This window comes from Flavobacterium cellulosilyticum (assembly GCF_004349355.1).
In the GTDB taxonomy this organism is placed as follows: Bacteria; Bacteroidota; Bacteroidia; order Flavobacteriales; family Flavobacteriaceae; genus Flavobacterium; species Flavobacterium cellulosilyticum.
The window spans coordinates 20164-36519 of sequence record NZ_SMFK01000006.1 but is presented as its reverse complement, the minus strand read 5'-3'; the positions used below and the strand labels follow the sequence as shown (position 1 = coordinate 36519).

Below are 16356 nucleotides of genomic sequence, written 5' to 3'. Positions count from 1 at the left end.
TTATTTGTTTTAAAATTGTTGTCCAATAATAAAATGCGTTTCCCAACCATTAGCTTTTGTTCCTAATGTTCCATTACCCTGTGGTAATCCATCAAAACCATAACCAAAATCTATTCCTAATAACCCAAATGCAGGCATAAATACTCTTAAACCAAGTCCAGCAGAACGATTTAAAGAAAAAGGATTGTAATTTTTAAATTTATCAAACGATGAACCTGCTTCTAAAAAAGTTAATGCATATATTGATGCGGATGATTTTAGTGTTATTGGGTATCTCAATTCTAACGAATATTTGTTATATATTGTTGCCCCAATTGATTCCCCGGTTGAATTAACTGGAGTCAGTGAACTGTTTGGATATCCTCTTAAGGCAATTGTTTCCCTGCCATCCATTGAATAATTTGCCATTCCGTCACCACCGATGTAGTATCTTTCAAACGGAATTACGCCTCTGTCTTTATTGTATGCACCCAGAAAACCATATTCTACCAAAGAACGGAGTACTAATTTACCATAAACTTTTGTATACCAATCCGCTTTAAATTTTATTTTGTAATATTCTAACCAATTGTATTTCTTTTGGTCCACTTTTGCAGGATCGGCAACAGCATTATTAAAATTTGTCACACTATTTGGGTTAGGAGTTGTAGAAGATGGTATTTTTTCTAAATAATCTCCTGAGTTTACCACAATACCATTAGAACCTACATAAGATGTTCCAGAATATTTATATTTGTATGATTCTTTTTCACCTAGAGTTGCGTAATCTATTCCATTAAACAAGGAATAGGGTAATGTAAATTTACCCATCAAGCTAAACTCTGCTCCATAAGTTGGAAAAATTGGATTTACTCCTTTATTACTTCTTGATAGTCCAATTGTATAAGCTAAATTTCGAGATGCACCATTTCCAAATGTAAATAATCCAGTGTTGTAATTATGAAGGTCATAATGTTGGTAACTGATAGACTGTGATAATCCAAAGTAATCATCTGGAATACTAAGTCTTTTATTTATTCCAATGGAAAGTGTTAGAATATTAAAACTTTTGCTTTTATCTACTTGATAGGTTTGATAATTATTATAATATTGGCTTGTGTAAGAAATAGATGTAGTAAGGTTTACAGGTTTAACCTTGCCAAACCAAGGCTCTGAAAATGAAGCGCTATAGGTTCTATAGTAAGAGCTTGCTTGTAAACGTAAAGAAACTTTTTGGCCATCTCCCATAGGTAGAGGTTTGTATGCAGATTTATTAAATATATTTCTAGCTGAGAAATTGTTAAAAGATAAGCCTAAAGTTCCTATGAAACCACTGCCTCCATAACCTCCTTGCAATTCTATCTGACTTGCACCCTTTTCCGTCAATGGGTATTCAATATCAACTGTTCCAGCTGAAGGATCGACGTTTTTAAATTTTGGCTCTATTGTTTCTGGATCAAAAAACCCTAGCTGTCCTATTTCGCGTATTGTTCTAATCAATAATTCTTTATTGTATTTTTCGCCAGGTTTGGTTCTTAATTCTCTGTAAATAACATGGTCATTTGTTTTGTCATTTCCTGTAACTGTTATTTTATTGAAATATGCGATTGGACCTTCGGTAATTCTAATTTCAAAATCGATAGAGTCATTTGCAGTTTTTACTTCAACTGCATTAATGGTTGAAAATAAATATCCATTGTTTTGATATAAATTGGTAATATCATCTCCATCAGGTTTTGATTTATCAGCAATTCTTTTTTCTAGTAAAACACCATTATAAGTATCTCCTTTATTGATACCTAACATTCCTTTAAGTCCTTGGTCTGAATAGACAGTGTTTCCTAAGAATTTTATGTTTCCAAAACGATATTTATGTCCTTCTTCAACTTTAATTTTAATATTTATCGCATTCAGGTTGGAATCAAAAGCAACGGTATCCGATAGTATTCTGGCATCTCTATATCCTTTTTCTTTATAGGCAGAAATAACTTTTTCTAAATCAGTTTCGTATTTTGCTTTTATAAATTTTGATGCTTTTAAAGTCAGCAGCTTTTTTTGTTTTGTGTCTTTCATTGCAGAACGCAATGCTTGATCGCTAATTTCTTTGTTGCCAATAAATTCTATTTTTTTTATTTTGACTTTATCTCCTTTGTCAATTTTAACAATCATATTGACTTGGTTAGCAGCTGAAGTGTCAATAACAGTGTTGATATTTACTTTAGTATTAAAGTAACCGTCTTTTTTATACTTATTTTCAATGTAGTGTTTTGTTGTTGTTATTAAATTTTCGTTAACAATTTTGCCCTTTGTAAGGCTATTGTCTTTTATTAATCCTTCAATTTTGCTTTTGCTAACTCCTACAATTTTAACTTCATTTAATTTAGGTAATTCATCAACTTGTAAGTCGAGATAGATACTGTCATTTTCTATCTTATTTATATAAAATGAAATTTCATCAAACAGACCTAATTTACCTAGTTTTTTAATTGCGTTGCTTATCTCCTCGCCAGGAACTGTAATTTCTTGACCTTTTTCAAGACCAGCAAAAGTAGATACGGTTTGAGGATTAAAACTTATTTTGCCAATAACATTTACTTTTGCAAGAATATATGTTTTTCCTTGATTATAAGGTACTCTTTCTTGAGCTGTAATTTGAGAAAAACTCCCTAAAATAATAAAACTAAGGGCTATTTTTAAGCTTTTTTGTAACACTAAAAAATTATTTAATTTGTTCACTTGTTTTTCCAAATCTACGTTCTCTTTTTTGATAACTAATAATAGCCTCATATAAATCTTGTTCTTTAAAGTCGGGCCATAATATATCCGTAAAGTATAATTCTGCATATGCGATTTGCCATAACAAAAAATTACTTATTCTATGTTCTCCACTTGTTCGTATTAATAAATCTACTTCAGGTAAATTTCGCGTGTAAAGATGCTCATTTATTATTGAATCGTCAATAGAGTCTATTGAAATTATATTATTTTTAACTTTATCACTAATGATTCTAATTGCGCTTACTAATTCTTCTCTAGAGCCATAACTTAGCGCAAGAGTTAGTGTCATTCGGGTGTTGTTTTTTGTTTTATTTATAACATCAAAAAGCTCATTTTGAGCAGATTTTGGTAGTTTTTCTAAATTACCAATAGCATTTAATTTGATGTTGTTTTCTTGAAGTGTTTTTAGCTCTTTCTTTAAGGATTTTATTAAAATTCTCATAAGAGCATCTACTTCTAGTTTTGGTCGTTTCCAATTTTCTGTAGAAAAAGCATATAATGTAAGGTATTCAATGCCAATTTTAGCGCAGCTTTCGATGGTTTTTTTTACAGATTTTGTACCACTGTCATGTCCTAAAGCTCTTATTAACCCCTTTTGTTTTGCCCAACGACCATTCCCATCCATAATAATGGCTAAGTGCTTTGGTAAATTAGTTAGGTCTATTTTTTCTAGTAAATTCATTTTATTAATCTACACAATAACATGGTTTGTTTCCAAAAGTATAACTTAGTGTTAATCCTGAGAAAACATACCAATCATTATTATTTATATTTCCAAATTTTAACAAGCTTTCGTCTTTTGGATTGCTGCCATCTAAATTATCGGTAAGCGTATACCTTGCTCCAACCTCAAAAGCTAATATAAAATGTGGTAACACATTTGTTTTTACTCCCAAATGTATTGGAATTGCTAAGGATCCGGATGTTTCTCTTTTTGTATTAATGTTTGTTGAAACGTAAGCTTCATGATACCTTAAATAATTTAAACCCGAAAACACATAGGGTGTAAATTTTCTTTTAGGATCGTGTAAGTTAAAATCAAAAAAATTAAATTCAAGGCCTAAAGATACTTCTTTTATACTATTAGTGAAATTATATCCTCGTAGATTTCTACTAGGTTCTTTAGAGTTTTTGTCATATCCAGAAATATATGCTCCTGTGAGTGCAAATCTGTAGGCAAGCCTTGGACTTTTATTCCACTTGTAAAAAAGACCTAGAACAGGCTTGTTTGGTGAAATATAAGTTGTTGAACCAACATCTCCAATATAGTTACTGCCGCCTGCAAAACCACCGATTTCGTGAATTTGTGCATTAGTAATACAAAAGGATAACAATAAAATAATTTTGAAAAGTTTATACATTTAATTAGAATTGCGTGCAAATATAATAATTATCAACACGAATCAATACTCAATAGATTAAATGTGTCATTTATTGAAAAATAGATACAAAATCTGAAAGCTATTTTGGATTCGATACTAGAGAAACGAGTAAAACAAGTGTATTCGTATAATGAGTATTAAAAATGATTTAATTTCTTCGATCTTCTCCCCAAAATAATTTGTTCCGAAGTGTTTTTAAAAAGGTTTCATCTGGAATTTCTATCATATTTATTTGAAATGGTGTTTTCTTAATAGTCAATATGGTATCGTTATTTACAGAAGTAATTCTTGAATCTAATGATACTAAATAATTTTCCTCTCTACCTGAAACTTTTAATCTTATTTCTGTGTCATCTGTAATTACTAATGGGCGAGCATTTAAATTGTGAGGTGCGATTGGAGTAACAACAAAACTTCTTACATCTGGTGTTAAAATTGGACCGCCACAGCTCATTGAGTATCCTGTAGAGCCAGTGGGTGTGGCTATTATTAAGCCGTCTGCCCAATAGGAATTCAAGAATTCGCCGTTTAAATAGGTTTCAATTGTTATCATCGAAGTGGTGTCTTTTCGACTAACAGAAATTTCATTTAATGCAAAGTCAATTTCTTGAATCGATTCGTTTTCTGGCGAAGAAGTTAGGCTTAATAAAGTTCTCTTAGAAATGGTGTATTTTTTATCAATGATAAATTGCATAAACTCTGAAATATTTTCTTTTTGAACGGTAGCCAGGAAACCTAATCTTCCAGCATTAATACCTAAGATTGGAACTCCAGAATCACGAACTAAAGTAGCTGCTCTCAAAATAGTACCATCGCCACCAATACTTATGAGCATATCAAAACTACTGTCCAACTCAGTGTGAGATGAAAACGTATTGTATTCTTTTTCTATTATTTTTTTCTCATACAAAACATTCAAAAAATAGGATTCAATAACCATTTCTACATTGTTCGAATTAAAAAAAACAAAGATGTCTTTAATTATTGGCTCCGTGCTATTTTGATAGTATTTACCGAATATGGCTACTTTCATTGTTTTTTATTAAATATTAAGGTATTTGTCTAAATAGTCGGAACGTTCTTTTAAAGTATTGATGTAATTATCTTCATTATGTTCAGAAATAATTTCATAATCATATCTTCTTAAAGATTGAATAATTTCGTTTACTACTCCTAAACTCATTTTGATAGTAATTTGTGAAAAATCAACATCAGAATCAGATATAAATAAACCTAAAATTTGACCATTGTTGCTTTCAATAATTTGAGCTATTTGGCTAATCGAAAAATCCAACGTTCTTTTTTTAACAATAATAATTTCTCCTTTTTCTTTTAAAAAAGGGGTGTCATTAAAAAATCTCATTATGTCATTTATTTCATAATAACCAATGTATTTGTTAGTTTCGTCTAAAACTGGAACTAAATTAGTATTGTTTTTTGCAAAAACCTCCAAAACTTCTAGCCATATCATATTGTTTCTTGCAAAAAAACCATCTAGGGAATAGCGATAATCAGCTAAGTTTTTTGAGCTGTCAAAGCTTATAATATCTTCGGATTCTATACTTCCAATATAAACTTCCTCTTCAACCACAGGAAAATGAGAGAAAGTTAATTCGCTAAAAAAGTGCTGAACATCTGAAACGGATTCCTTGATGTTTATTGCTTTTATGTCATTGTTAATATAGTTTATAATATCTGTCATAAATTGGTTAAATATATTTGATGCAAAATAATCAATAATATGCAATAACACCTAGTTTTACTTTGTATTTTTGCATTTCAAATTCTATAAATATCTTCAAAAAGTATTCCAATGACAAAGTTAAGTGTAAATATTAACAAAATAGCTACTTTAAGAAATGCTCGTGGCGGTAATGTACCTGATTTATTAAAAGTAGCTACAGATATTCAAAAATTTGGTGGTGAAGGAATTACGATTCATCCAAGACCTGACGAAAGACACATCCGGTATCAAGATGCACGTGATTTAAAATCGATCGTTTATACCGAATATAATATTGAAGGAAATCCAGAAAAAACATTTATTGATTTGGTTCTTCAAATAAAACCAACTCAAGTTACCTTAGTACCTGATGCAATTGACGCCATAACTTCAAATGCAGGTTGGAATACTGTAAAACACAAAAGTTTTCTAACTGAAATTGTTCAAGAATTTCATCGTAACGGAATCAGAACTTCAATTTTTGTTGATCCAGTGCTCGAAATGATTGAAGGTGCAAAAAACATCGGAACTAATAGAATAGAATTATATACTGAAGCTTTTGCACATCAATATAGCTTAGGTAACAAAAACGGAATTGATCCTTATGTAAAAGCTGCTATTTTGGCAAACAAATTAGAATTAGGAATCAATGCCGGACATGATTTAAGTTTGGATAATATTCAGTTTTTCAATCAAAATATCCCTGGATTGCTCGAAGTTTCAATAGGTCATGCCCTTATTTCAGAGGCCATTTATCTAGGATTAGATAATGTAGTGAATATGTATTTACAAAAATTAAAATAAAATAATTTACAAGTCAGTTTACTGGCACTCTGGTGGGCGTTACCCGCAGAAAAAGCGGGTCAGGCTATTCGTTACAATCTTTTATTATATTCCGCTATCGCTTTATATAATAAAAGTATTTTCACTACTATCCTTAACGCAAACCCCATAAACCTGATAAAATATGCTTTATTCAAAAATAGAAGGCGAAGGCAAACCACTCCTAATTCTACATGGATTTCTAGGAATGTCCGATAATTGGAAAACAATGGGAACACAATTTGCTGCTAATGGTTACCAAGTTCATTTGTTGGATTTGCGCAACCATGGCAAGAGTTTTCATTCGGATGAATTTAATTACGAAATATTGGCTCAGGATGTTTTTGACTATTGCAAAACCAATAAACTAGAAAAAATAAATATTCTTGGACATTCGATGGGAGGGAAAACGGCGATGCTTTTTGCAGCATTATACCCTGAAATGGTCGAAAAATTAATAGTTGCGGATATTGGTCCAAAATTTTATCCACAACACCATCAAACTATTTTTGCGGGATTGAATGCAGTGGATTTTTCCAAAAAGCCGAGTCGAAACGAAGTCGAGACTGTACTTTCAGAATATATACCCGATTTTGGGACCAGACAATTTTTATTAAAAAGCTTGTATTGGCTTGAGCCAGGTCAACTTAGCTTTCGATTTAATCTGGCTGTTTTTAATGCCAAAATGGATGAAATAGGAAAACCACTTCCTGAGAATGCCATTTTTGACAAACCGACACTTTTTATTCGAGGCGGAAATTCTAATTATATTCTTGACGAAGATTTCGAAAATATAAAGCAATATTTTCCTGATTCCGAGTTCGAGACTATTCCAAATGCAGGTCATTGGCTGCATGCCGAAAGCCCAAAACTTTTTTATGAAATAGCAAGTTCGTTTTTGGAATAATTCTCCATAAAAAAATCTCCTTTTCTGCTGACAGAAAAGGAGATTTTGTTTTTTAATCTAATTTGATTTAGTTTTTAAGAATCTTAATAGTTTCTGTTTTTCCATTTTCAGAAGAAACTTTTAAAAGATATGTTCCAGCTTGAAGTGATTTTAAATCTAAATCGGCTTTATTTAAAGAACTGAATTTCTTATCAAAAACCTGTTTGCCTAATAAGTCAAACACAGCAGTATTTTTGATTGATGCTATTTCTGAATCTATATGTAAGATGCCATTTGTTGGGTTTGGATACGCCGTAATATGGTTTTTCAATTCAAAACTTGCATTTTTTAAAGGGATTCCAGAATATTTAAAAATTCCTCCTGTGGTTGCATTTGTATTAAATCCTCCTGAAAATCCAAAAGTGGTATTTAAAAATTTCATTGTTCCGTGTTTAATTCCGTCAATGGTTGTCCATGTTAGGCCATCGTCTAGACTATAAGATGATCCTAATGGGTTTGCAAGTGAGCATGAAATAACTGTTGAAGTGCCAGGGATATAGGAAATATCAGTATTGTAAACATTTCCTGTTCTTGAAACAGGATTCCAAGTAGCGCCTCCATCGGAAGTACTATAAAGGTTTACTGGATTATAGGTCATCATAAGGCCTTTGTTTGTATCAGAAAAAGTAAAACTGTCCAAATTGAAATCGGTACTATAAACAGAGTTATAAGCGTTCCATGTTAATCCTTTATCAGATGATCTGTAAATTCTACCCATATCAGTTCCAAACCAAATCGTGTTGCCATAAACAGTATAAAGATTCGCATAACCGTATTCTCCATTAATATTTGGGTTTGGAATAGTAGCACCATCGACCCTTGTCCAATTTGTTCCGCCATTATTTGTAGTGTAAACTTCAAATTCACCACTTTCTGGATCGCCTTGGGTAATTCCATTAGTGGCATCCCAAAAATGAACAAAGTTAGCATAAGAGGCAGCGCTGTTAAATAAAGCGGAAGGTTGTTTCGTCCAAGTTATTCCGCCATTAATTGTCTTCCAAATCCCGCCACGCTGTGAAGTACCAAATGTGTCAGGATGTACAGAAACCCAGGCAGTTGTAGAGGATACAGCAGTAATAGAAGAAATTCCTAATTCATTTGTAGCGATTCCCAAATCAATTGACCCAGGAGTCCAGGTATTTCCTCCATCGGTACTTAGGGTAAATTCTTTAATCTTCAAATCTACAGGATCTTTAGTGCTGTCATCTGCTAATGCCCAAACTACATTGGTGTCAACAATTGAGATGCTAAATAGTCCTCTTTGAGGTGTAGTAAAGCCAGTAGCTTTTTCACTCCAAAATTGGGCGTTAGCTCCGAATGAAATTAATATTAATATAGAAAGTAATTTTTTTTTCATAACTTGTGTGTTAAATTTTATTCAAAACGAAGATAACAAAAAATCAACGGTTTTAATATTAATTAATTTACTTTTATAGTAACTTTAAATTACAATTATTTATGAAACTCCTTTTTAGAATTATTATCACAGCTGTTTTAGTTATACTTATTCCTAAAATAATGTCAGGAATTTATGTGGCGGATTTTAAAACTGCAATTATTGTTGCAGTTGTTTTAGGATTGCTCAATATTTTCATTAAACCAATTTTGGTAATATTGACTCTGCCATTTACTATTGTTACTTTAGGTCTCTTTTTATTGGTGATTAATGCGGTAATTATACTGGTTTGTGACAATATAGTGGGTGGCTTCAGTGTGAACTCCTTTTGGACAGCGCTCTTTTTTAGTCTTGTATTGTCCATATTGCAGTCAATTATGTATAAAATTATTGGAGAAGATAAATAGAAACTTCCTTAGAATTCTAGAACAAATAAGGAGTTAAAATTCAATGGATTAAAAATTTGTTTGGGTTGTAAAAATTTTATAATTTTGCAACCCAATTTTATTATGTAAATTAAAGACAGAAATGGATATTAAAAGAGTAGCATCAGACGCAGTAAACGAAACAATTGTATTGACAGTTGTTCAAATGGATTACAAAGGTCAAGTAGCAAAAAGAATAAACGAAAAAATGCCATTGGCAACCGTTAAAGGTTTTAGAAAAGGTGCAGTGCCAAAAGATCTTGTTGAAAAACAATACGGTCGCGCCATTAAACAAGAAGAAGTTAAAAAAGTAGTTGATTTAGCTTTAGAGCGTTACCTGCAATCTGAAAGATTAAACCTTCTTGGAACTCCACTTCCGAAAGTAAACGAAAACTTTAATTGGGATGCTGAAGAACTAACTTTTGAATATGAAATAGGATTAGTTCCTAATTTTGAAATAGATCTTGAAGCTAAAAATAACATAATTAAATATGTAGTTTCAGCAGATGATAAATTGATTGACGGTCAAGTAGAGCGCATTCAAAAACAATTCGGAAAAGCAATTCCTCAGGAAGTTGTTGAAGCTGGTTTTGATATTTCTGGTACTTTCACAAATGAAGAGAAAGGAATTAATAACCCAGCAACTATTTCTTTAGCTATCTTTAAAGATAAAGCTACTGCTGATAAATTTATTGGTAAAAAAGTAGGCGACGTCGTAACGGTAAATACTAAAGGTTTATTCGAAGATGATCATCAATTAATGGATGTTATGAAAGTAGCTCATGATGATGTTCACGGACTTGAAGTAGATGTTGACTTTACTATAAGTAACATCAATTCTACTGAAGTAGCTGAATTAAATCAAGAATTGTTTGATAAATTATTCGGAGCAGGAACAGTTGCTTCTCTTGAAGAATTGAAAGCAAAAATCAAAGAAGACGCTGAAAGTCAATTTGCGCAACAAGCAGATCAAAAACTATTAAGTGATGTAACTGAATTTTTAATCGAAAATACAAAATTCGATTTGCCTTCAGAATTCTTGATTAAATGGTTGCAAACAGTTGGTGAAAAACAATTAACACCCGAAGAGGCTGTTGTAGAATATGCAAGATCAGAAAAAGGATTGCGCTTTCAATTGATTGAAGGAAAAGCTTTGTCTCAAAGTGACGTAAAAATCACTTTCGAAGATTTGAAAGCGTTTACTTCTAAATCTATCCGTCAGCAAATGGCACAATTTGGACAAACAAATCCTACTGATGAAGAAGTTCAAGGAATTGTTGCAAGAGTTTTGTCTAATCAAGATGAGGTAAAAAAACTTTCTGACCAAGCGGTTGCTGAGAAATTATTGGATATTTTCAAAGAAAAAGCCAATCCAACAACTAAAGAAGTTACTTACGAGCAATTTATTGCTGCGTCCCACGGAGAATAAATTTTAGTTGTAAAGTCAAAAGTCTTAAAGTTGAAAAGTATAAAAATGCTTTTGTTTACTTTTTAAATTTTATGATTTTATTACAAATACAGAGTAATAAAAAATAGTTATATTTGAGCGTCAGAATTTTTTTTGGCGCTCTTTTGTTTAAAAATTTAGCTTTTATGCAACAACTTAAAATTTTTAAACATTCAAAAGAAGACAAATTGGCATCAATTAAAGAAAGGTATGAACTTTGCCTTGGGGTTAAGTGACTTTCAAACTTTAGACTTTCAAACTTTCAAACATAACAAAATGAACTACGGAAAAGAATTTAAAAAATTTGCTACAAAACACCAAGGTGTAAACGCAATGTACTACGATAAAATCGTAGCAGCAATGAATCCAACCAATATGACACCTTATATTATAGAAGAGCGTCAGTTGAATATCTCACAATTAGACGTTTTTTCGAGATTAATGATGGATAGAATTATTTTCCTAGGAACAGGAATTGACGATCAAATTGCAAATATCGTTCAAGCGCAATTATTATTCTTAGAAAGTGCTGATGCCTCAAAAGACATTCAAATTTATTTGAACTCTCCAGGAGGAAGCGTTTATGCAGGATTGGGTATTTATGATACCATGCAATACATCAAACCCGATGTAGCTACAATTTGTACTGGAATGGCCGCTTCGATGGGAGCCGTATTATTGTGTGCTGGAGCAGCAGGAAAACGTTCGGCATTACCACATTCAAGAGTCATGATACACCAACCGTCTGGTGGAGCACAAGGTGTTGCAACGGATATGGAAATTAACCTTCGTGAAATGTTGAAATTAAAAGACGAATTATATCAAATTATTTCACAACATTCGGGACAAACATTTGATAAAGTTCACAAAGACAGTGAACGCGATTATTGGATGATTGCAGATGAAGCGAAAGAGTATGGAATGATTGATGAAGTGTTGAGAAGAAGTTAAATCAGATATCAGGTTTCAGATTTCAGATTGCGGTTTTTGCAATCTGAAATCTAAAATCTAAAATCTGCAATCTAAAAAGATGGCTAAACCAAAATTAGAATGTTCATTTTGTGGAAGAAAAAAACCGGAAACCAATTTATTGATTGCCGGAATTGATGCGCACATTTGTGATAAATGCATTGAGCAAGCCCATGGAATAGTACTAGAAGAATTAAAATCAAGCGGAAAATCAAATTTACCAACCGATTTAGTTTTAAAAAAACCAAAAGAAATCAGAGCTTTTCTAGATCAATATGTTATTGGTCAAGACCAAACTAAAAAAGTTATGGCAGTCGCTGTTTACAACCACTACAAACGTTTAATGCAACAAGAATTAAACGACGATGTAGAGATTGAAAAAAGTAATATCATAATGGTAGGTCAAACTGGAACCGGAAAAACATTGGTAGCAAAAACTATTGCGAAAATGCTTGACGTTCCTTTGGCAATTGTTGATGCAACTGTTCTTACAGAAGCAGGTTACGTAGGTGAAGATGTAGAAAGTATCCTAACTCGTTTGCTTCAAGCTGCTGATTATGATGTGGCAAAAGCCGAAAGAGGAATCGTTTTTATTGATGAAATTGATAAAATTGCACGTAAAAGCGACAATCCATCAATCACACGTGATGTTTCTGGAGAAGGAGTACAACAAGCCTTATTGAAATTATTGGAAGGAACGGTGGTAAATGTTCCCCCAAAAGGAGGAAGAAAGCATCCAGACCAAAAATTTGTTGAGGTTAACACTCAGAATATTTTGTTTATTGCTGGTGGTGCTTTTGATGGTGTAGAACGTATTATTTCAAAACGACTGAATCGTCAAGCTGTAGGTTATTCTACCTCTAAAAATGTGGATAACATTGATAAAGACAATTTGTTGCAATATATCATCCCGAAAGACATCAAAGACTTTGGATTGATTCCTGAGATTATTGGCCGTTTGCCAGTTTTGACCCACATGGATCCTTTAGATAGAGAAACTTTGAGAGCGATTTTGACGCAACCAAAAAATGCCTTAATTAAACAATACAAGAAATTGTTTTTGATGGATGAGGTGGAGTTTACAATTACTGATGAAGCTTTGAATTTTATTGTCGAAAAAGCATTAGAATACAAATTAGGAGCCCGTGGATTACGTTCTTTATGCGAGGCCATCTTAACCGATGCTATGTATGAACTACCAAGTTCTGATGAAAAAGTTTTAACTATCGATGAAGAATACGCTAAAGAAACTTTAAATAGAAATTTATTGAAGCGATTAGAAATCGCTTCGTAATTTTTTTTTGATTTATAAAATTTTAAACCCGACAGCATTTTCAAAGCTGTCGGGTTTCTTTTTGAAAAATCCCTCGATATACTTTTTTATCAACAATAGATTACCGATTTTTGTTCCCCGTAAACCTATATAAATAAAAATGGCAACAGAGGATAAAGAGATTATTTTATTAAAAGTATCTGGTCAGGACAAACCAGGAGTAACAGCTGGTTTAACATCCATATTGGCAAATTATGATGCCATCGTTTTAGATATCGGGCAAGCCGATATTCACGATACACTTTCTTTGGGAATTTTATTTGAAATACAATCGGGTTCCACTTCTGGTCCTGTTTTAAAAGATTTGTTGTTCAAAGCCTATGAATTAGGGATTAATGTTAAATTTATTCCTATTACGATACCTGATTATGAAAATTGGGTAAAAGCACAACGCAAACAACGCTATATCATCAATGTTTTGGGTGAAACATTGACAGCAGTACAATTGGCGGCTGTGACTAAAATAATGTCTGATCAAAAATTGAATATTGATTCCATCATTAGACTAACAGGAAGAGTCTCTGTCGTTGAAAAAGAAGAATATCCTCGTTCTTGTGTTCAATTATCTGTTACAGGAAATATCGTTGATAAATCGAAGATGACGGCTAGTTTTATGGAAATCTCCGGGAGATTAGATGTAGATATCTCTTTTCAAGAAGATAATATGTACAGAAGAAATCGTCGATTGGTTTGTTTTGATATGGATTCGACTTTAATTCAAACTGAAGTTATCGATGAATTGGCTGAATTGAATGGTGTGGGTGAACAAGTTAGAGCCATTACAGAATCTGCTATGAATGGCGAAATTGATTTTAATGAAAGCTTCAAACAACGAATGGCTTTGTTAGAAGGTTTGAGTGAAGAGGTACTTCAAAAAGTGGCTGAAAACCTCCCTATAACTAAAGGTGCACATCGTTTAATGAAAGCATTAAAATATTACGGTTATAAAACCGCTATATTATCCGGTGGTTTTACCTATTTTGGGGAATATTTACAAAAAGAATTAGGGATTGATTACGTTCACGCCAATCAATTGGAGATTAAAAATGGCGTATTGACTGGTAAATATTTAGGTGAAATTGTAGATGGAGCTAAAAAAGCTGAATATTTAAAAGCGATTGCAGAAAAAGAAGGGATACATATCAATCAAACTATTGCTGTAGGTGATGGTGCAAATGATTTACCCATGTTGAATTTAGCAGGTTTAGGAATTGCTTTTCATGCGAAACCAAAAGTTAAAGAAAATGCTGAATCTTCAATTTCTAGTTTAGGTCTTGACGGTGTTTTATATCTTTTAGGTTACCACGACAGACATATAGATATGATGGAGGAATAACAACGGTACTCAGAATAAATAAATCCCGTATTGAAAAATTCAATGCGGGATTTTTTATGTTTTGTATTTAAGTAATTCTCCCTTGGACAAGGAATTACAAATCCCTCTAGCGCCACAACTCATTCTATGTGGTCCGCAGGAGGCCAAAACCGATAATAAGAACATTATTAGTAACAATTTTTTCATTTTAAAGAGGTACAGTTATCTGCATATTTTTCAATTGTTCTATATAATCACGTTGATTGGATAATCTTGGAATTTTATGTTGCCCGCCCAATTTATCTTTTTCTTTTAGCCATTCGTAAAATAATTTTTCACGTGCTACATTGATTACTAACTGATTTAGAGTCATGTTATTGTGGCGTTTGGCTTCGTAATCAGAATTCAAGGATTGCAATGTTTCGTCTAATACTTTTTGAAATAGAACCATATCATGTGGTTTCTTTTTGAATTCAATCATCCATTCGTGCGCTCCTTTTTCTTTGTCTTTCATAAAAATGGGAGCGACCGTATAATCAACAATTTCTGAATGTGTAATTTGGCAAGTTTTAGCAATAGCTTGGTCCGTATTTTCGACCATTATTTCTTCCCCAAAAACATTGATGTGGTGTTTGGTTCTTCCAGTCACTCTGATTCTATAGGGTTTTAATGAAGTAAAACGAACGGTATCGCCTATCAAATAACGCCATAAACCAGAGTTTGTAGTGATAACAATAGCGTAATTTTTACAAAGTTCCACTTCGGATAATCGAATTGTTTTTTGATTAGCTTTTCCAAAGGTATTCATAGGTATAAATTCGTAGAAGATTCCATAGTCCAGCATTAGTAATAAATCATCGGAATAATTCAAATCCTGAATGGCAAAGAAACCTTCAGAGGCATTGTATATTTCGTAGTATTTGAAATCTTTTTTGGGTAAAATCTTCTGATATTGCTCGCGATAAGGTTCAAAACTTACTCCTCCGTGAAAATAAACTTCAAGATTTGGCCATAATTCCAGTAAATTTCCTTTGCCAGTTTCCTCGAGTAAACGATTCAATAATACTAACATCCAAGAGGGAACTCCCGCAAAACTAGTTACATTTTCATATTTTACTTGTTTTATGATAGAACAAAGTTTTGTTTCCCAATCATTCATTAAGGAAATTTTATTGTTTGGTGTGCTGCTAAATTCGGCCCATAGAGGCATGTTTTCAATTAATATAGCAGATAAATCCCCAAAAAAAGTATTGTTATTTTCATGAATTTGTGAACTTCCACCTAGTCTTAAGCTTTTACCTACAAATATTTCAGAATTTTCATTGTTGTTTAAATACATGCATAATAAGTCCTTGGCCGCTTTGTAGTGACAATTTTCTAATGATTCTGGGCTTACGGGAATAAACTTGCTTTTGGCATTGGTTGTTCCACTTGATTTTGCAAACCATTTAATGGGTGTTTCCCAAAATATATTTTGTTCTCCATTCTGGGTTCTTTCTATAAGCGGCTGTAATTCTTCATAGGTAGAAACGGGAATTCTTTCGGAAAAAGTAGCATATGAATAGATAGAAGAGTAATCGTATTTTTGGCCTAATAAAGTGTATTCTGAAGCCCGAATCAAATCCATTAATAATTCCTCCTGAACTTCATTGGGATATTTCAAGAAAAGTTCAATTTGATGAATTCTTTGTTTGAGCATCCAAGAGGCTATTGAATTGAATACGGTTATTGGCATAGTGATTTAAGATATTAGAATATTGATTCTAGATTTTAGATTTGATTTTCAATTGACAAATGCTAACTTTGTATTTGTATCAAAAATAGTGTTTTTTATAAAAACA

At 32.3% G+C, this 16356-nt stretch carries 15 protein-coding genes; 7 read left to right on the top strand and 8 right to left on the bottom strand.

Going from position 1 to position 16356, the window contains the following annotated elements; translation table 11 throughout:
• Nucleotides 1-9 precede the first annotated feature (9 nt).
• The 5 genes from E0F76_RS10855 to E0F76_RS10835 all read right to left on the bottom strand — a co-directional run bounded on the left by E0F76_RS10855 (nucleotide 10) and on the right by E0F76_RS10835 (nucleotide 5841).
• The gene (locus E0F76_RS10855) at nucleotides 10-2766 is read right to left on the bottom strand and encodes a BamA/OMP85 family outer membrane protein (protein WP_132005526.1); all 2757 of its coding nucleotides are present in this window, start codon (nucleotides 2764-2766) and stop codon (nucleotides 10-12) included.
• Nucleotides 2699-3439: an isoprenyl transferase gene (locus tag E0F76_RS10850; RefSeq protein ID WP_132005523.1), complete on the bottom strand. Its 741-nt coding sequence runs from the start codon at nucleotides 3437-3439 to the stop codon at nucleotides 2699-2701. The genes E0F76_RS10855 and E0F76_RS10850 overlap by 68 nt, the downstream gene beginning before the upstream one ends.
• Nucleotides 3440-3443: 4 nt before the next feature.
• Complete coding sequence (gene porG, locus E0F76_RS10845) at nucleotides 3444-4118, bottom strand: type IX secretion system protein PorG (RefSeq protein ID WP_132005520.1); 675 nt, start codon at nucleotides 4116-4118, stop codon at nucleotides 3444-3446.
• Nucleotides 4119-4287: 169 nt separating this feature from the next.
• Nucleotides 4288-5172: an NAD kinase gene (locus tag E0F76_RS10840; protein ID WP_132005517.1), complete on the bottom strand. Its 885-nt coding sequence runs from the start codon at nucleotides 5170-5172 to the stop codon at nucleotides 4288-4290.
• A 9-nt stretch (nucleotides 5173-5181) separates the two neighbouring features.
• Entirely contained in the window at nucleotides 5182-5841 is a 660-nt protein-coding gene (locus tag E0F76_RS10835; RefSeq protein WP_132005514.1) for a CBS domain-containing protein, read from the bottom strand.
• Nucleotides 5842-5952: 111 nt separating this feature from the next.
• Between E0F76_RS10835 and E0F76_RS10830 the strand changes: the two genes are divergently transcribed.
• Entirely contained in the window at nucleotides 5953-6666 is a 714-nt protein-coding gene (locus E0F76_RS10830; RefSeq protein WP_132005511.1) for a pyridoxine 5'-phosphate synthase, read from the top strand.
• 163 nt (nucleotides 6667-6829) lie between these two features.
• The gene (locus E0F76_RS10825) at nucleotides 6830-7591 is read left to right on the top strand and encodes an alpha/beta fold hydrolase (RefSeq protein ID WP_132005508.1); all 762 of its coding nucleotides are present in this window, start codon (nucleotides 6830-6832) and stop codon (nucleotides 7589-7591) included.
• A gap of 67 nt (nucleotides 7592-7658) precedes the next feature.
• Here the strand turns inward: E0F76_RS10825 and E0F76_RS10820 are convergent, their stop codons facing one another.
• Nucleotides 7659-8987: a T9SS type A sorting domain-containing protein gene (locus tag E0F76_RS10820; protein WP_132005506.1), complete on the bottom strand. Its 1329-nt coding sequence runs from the start codon at nucleotides 8985-8987 to the stop codon at nucleotides 7659-7661.
• Nucleotides 8988-9088: 101 nt separating this feature from the next.
• On the opposite strand from E0F76_RS10820, the gene E0F76_RS10815 reads away from it, so the two are divergent.
• The 5 genes from E0F76_RS10815 (at nucleotide 9089) to serB (ending at nucleotide 14536) form a co-directional block, all read left to right on the top strand.
• Nucleotides 9089-9433, top strand: coding sequence for a phage holin family protein (locus tag E0F76_RS10815; protein WP_132005503.1), 345 nt, complete (start codon nucleotides 9089-9091; stop codon nucleotides 9431-9433).
• Nucleotides 9434-9554: 121 nt separating this feature from the next.
• Nucleotides 9555-10880 (top strand): trigger factor, encoded by a 1326-nt coding sequence (locus tag E0F76_RS10810; RefSeq protein ID WP_132005500.1) that lies wholly within the window; start codon nucleotides 9555-9557, stop codon nucleotides 10878-10880.
• A gap of 294 nt (nucleotides 10881-11174) precedes the next feature.
• Entirely contained in the window at nucleotides 11175-11849 is a 675-nt protein-coding gene (gene clpP / locus E0F76_RS10805) for an ATP-dependent Clp endopeptidase proteolytic subunit ClpP (RefSeq protein ID WP_132005497.1), read from the top strand.
• A 79-nt stretch (nucleotides 11850-11928) separates the two neighbouring features.
• Nucleotides 11929-13161, top strand: coding sequence for an ATP-dependent Clp protease ATP-binding subunit ClpX (gene clpX / locus E0F76_RS10800; RefSeq protein WP_132005494.1), 1233 nt, complete (start codon nucleotides 11929-11931; stop codon nucleotides 13159-13161).
• Nucleotides 13162-13300: 139 nt separating this feature from the next.
• The gene (serB, locus tag E0F76_RS10795; RefSeq protein ID WP_132005491.1) at nucleotides 13301-14536 is read left to right on the top strand and encodes a phosphoserine phosphatase SerB; all 1236 of its coding nucleotides are present in this window, start codon (nucleotides 13301-13303) and stop codon (nucleotides 14534-14536) included.
• Between the two features lie 54 nt (nucleotides 14537-14590).
• Here the strand turns inward: serB and E0F76_RS19880 are convergent, their stop codons facing one another.
• Nucleotides 14591-14722 carry a hypothetical protein gene (locus tag E0F76_RS19880; RefSeq protein WP_281275279.1) on the bottom strand — a complete coding sequence of 44 codons (132 nt, stop codon included), beginning with the start codon at nucleotides 14720-14722 and terminating at the stop codon, nucleotides 14591-14593.
• 1 nt (nucleotide 14723) lies between these two features.
• Nucleotides 14724-16250 (bottom strand): GH3 auxin-responsive promoter family protein, encoded by a 1527-nt coding sequence (locus E0F76_RS10790; RefSeq protein ID WP_132005488.1) that lies wholly within the window; start codon nucleotides 16248-16250, stop codon nucleotides 14724-14726.
• Nucleotides 16251-16356 lie beyond the last annotated feature (106 nt).

Bases quoted from the DNA above. Each gene is read 5' to 3' on its own strand.
- clpP (WP_132005497.1), top strand. From the start codon at position 11,175: ATGAACTACGGAAAAGAATTTAAAAAATTTGCTACAAAACACCAAGGT.
- E0F76_RS10790 (WP_132005488.1), bottom strand. From the start codon at position 16,250: ATGCCAATAACCGTATTCAATTCAATAGCCTCTTGGATGCTCAAACAA.
- E0F76_RS10855 (WP_132005526.1), bottom strand. From the start codon at position 2,766: ATGAGGCTATTATTAGTTATCAAAAAAGAGAACGTAGATTTGGAAAAA.
- serB (WP_132005491.1), top strand. From the start codon at position 13,301: ATGGCAACAGAGGATAAAGAGATTATTTTATTAAAAGTATCTGGTCAG.
- E0F76_RS10850 (WP_132005523.1), bottom strand. From the start codon at position 3,439: ATGAATTTACTAGAAAAAATAGACCTAACTAATTTACCAAAGCACTTA.
- clpX (WP_132005494.1), top strand. From the start codon at position 11,929: ATGGCTAAACCAAAATTAGAATGTTCATTTTGTGGAAGAAAAAAACCG.
- E0F76_RS10820 (WP_132005506.1), bottom strand. From the start codon at position 8,987: ATGAAAAAAAAATTACTTTCTATATTAATATTAATTTCATTCGGAGCT.
- porG (WP_132005520.1), bottom strand. From the start codon at position 4,118: ATGTATAAACTTTTCAAAATTATTTTATTGTTATCCTTTTGTATTACT.
- E0F76_RS10810 (WP_132005500.1), top strand. From the start codon at position 9,555: ATGGATATTAAAAGAGTAGCATCAGACGCAGTAAACGAAACAATTGTA.
- E0F76_RS10835 (WP_132005514.1), bottom strand. From the start codon at position 5,841: ATGACAGATATTATAAACTATATTAACAATGACATAAAAGCAATAAAC.
- E0F76_RS10825 (WP_132005508.1), top strand. From the start codon at position 6,830: ATGCTTTATTCAAAAATAGAAGGCGAAGGCAAACCACTCCTAATTCTA.
- E0F76_RS10815 (WP_132005503.1), top strand. From the start codon at position 9,089: ATGAAACTCCTTTTTAGAATTATTATCACAGCTGTTTTAGTTATACTT.
- E0F76_RS19880 (WP_281275279.1), bottom strand. From the start codon at position 14,722: ATGAAAAAATTGTTACTAATAATGTTCTTATTATCGGTTTTGGCCTCC.
- E0F76_RS10830 (WP_132005511.1), top strand. From the start codon at position 5,953: ATGACAAAGTTAAGTGTAAATATTAACAAAATAGCTACTTTAAGAAAT.
- E0F76_RS10840 (WP_132005517.1), bottom strand. From the start codon at position 5,172: ATGAAAGTAGCCATATTCGGTAAATACTATCAAAATAGCACGGAGCCA.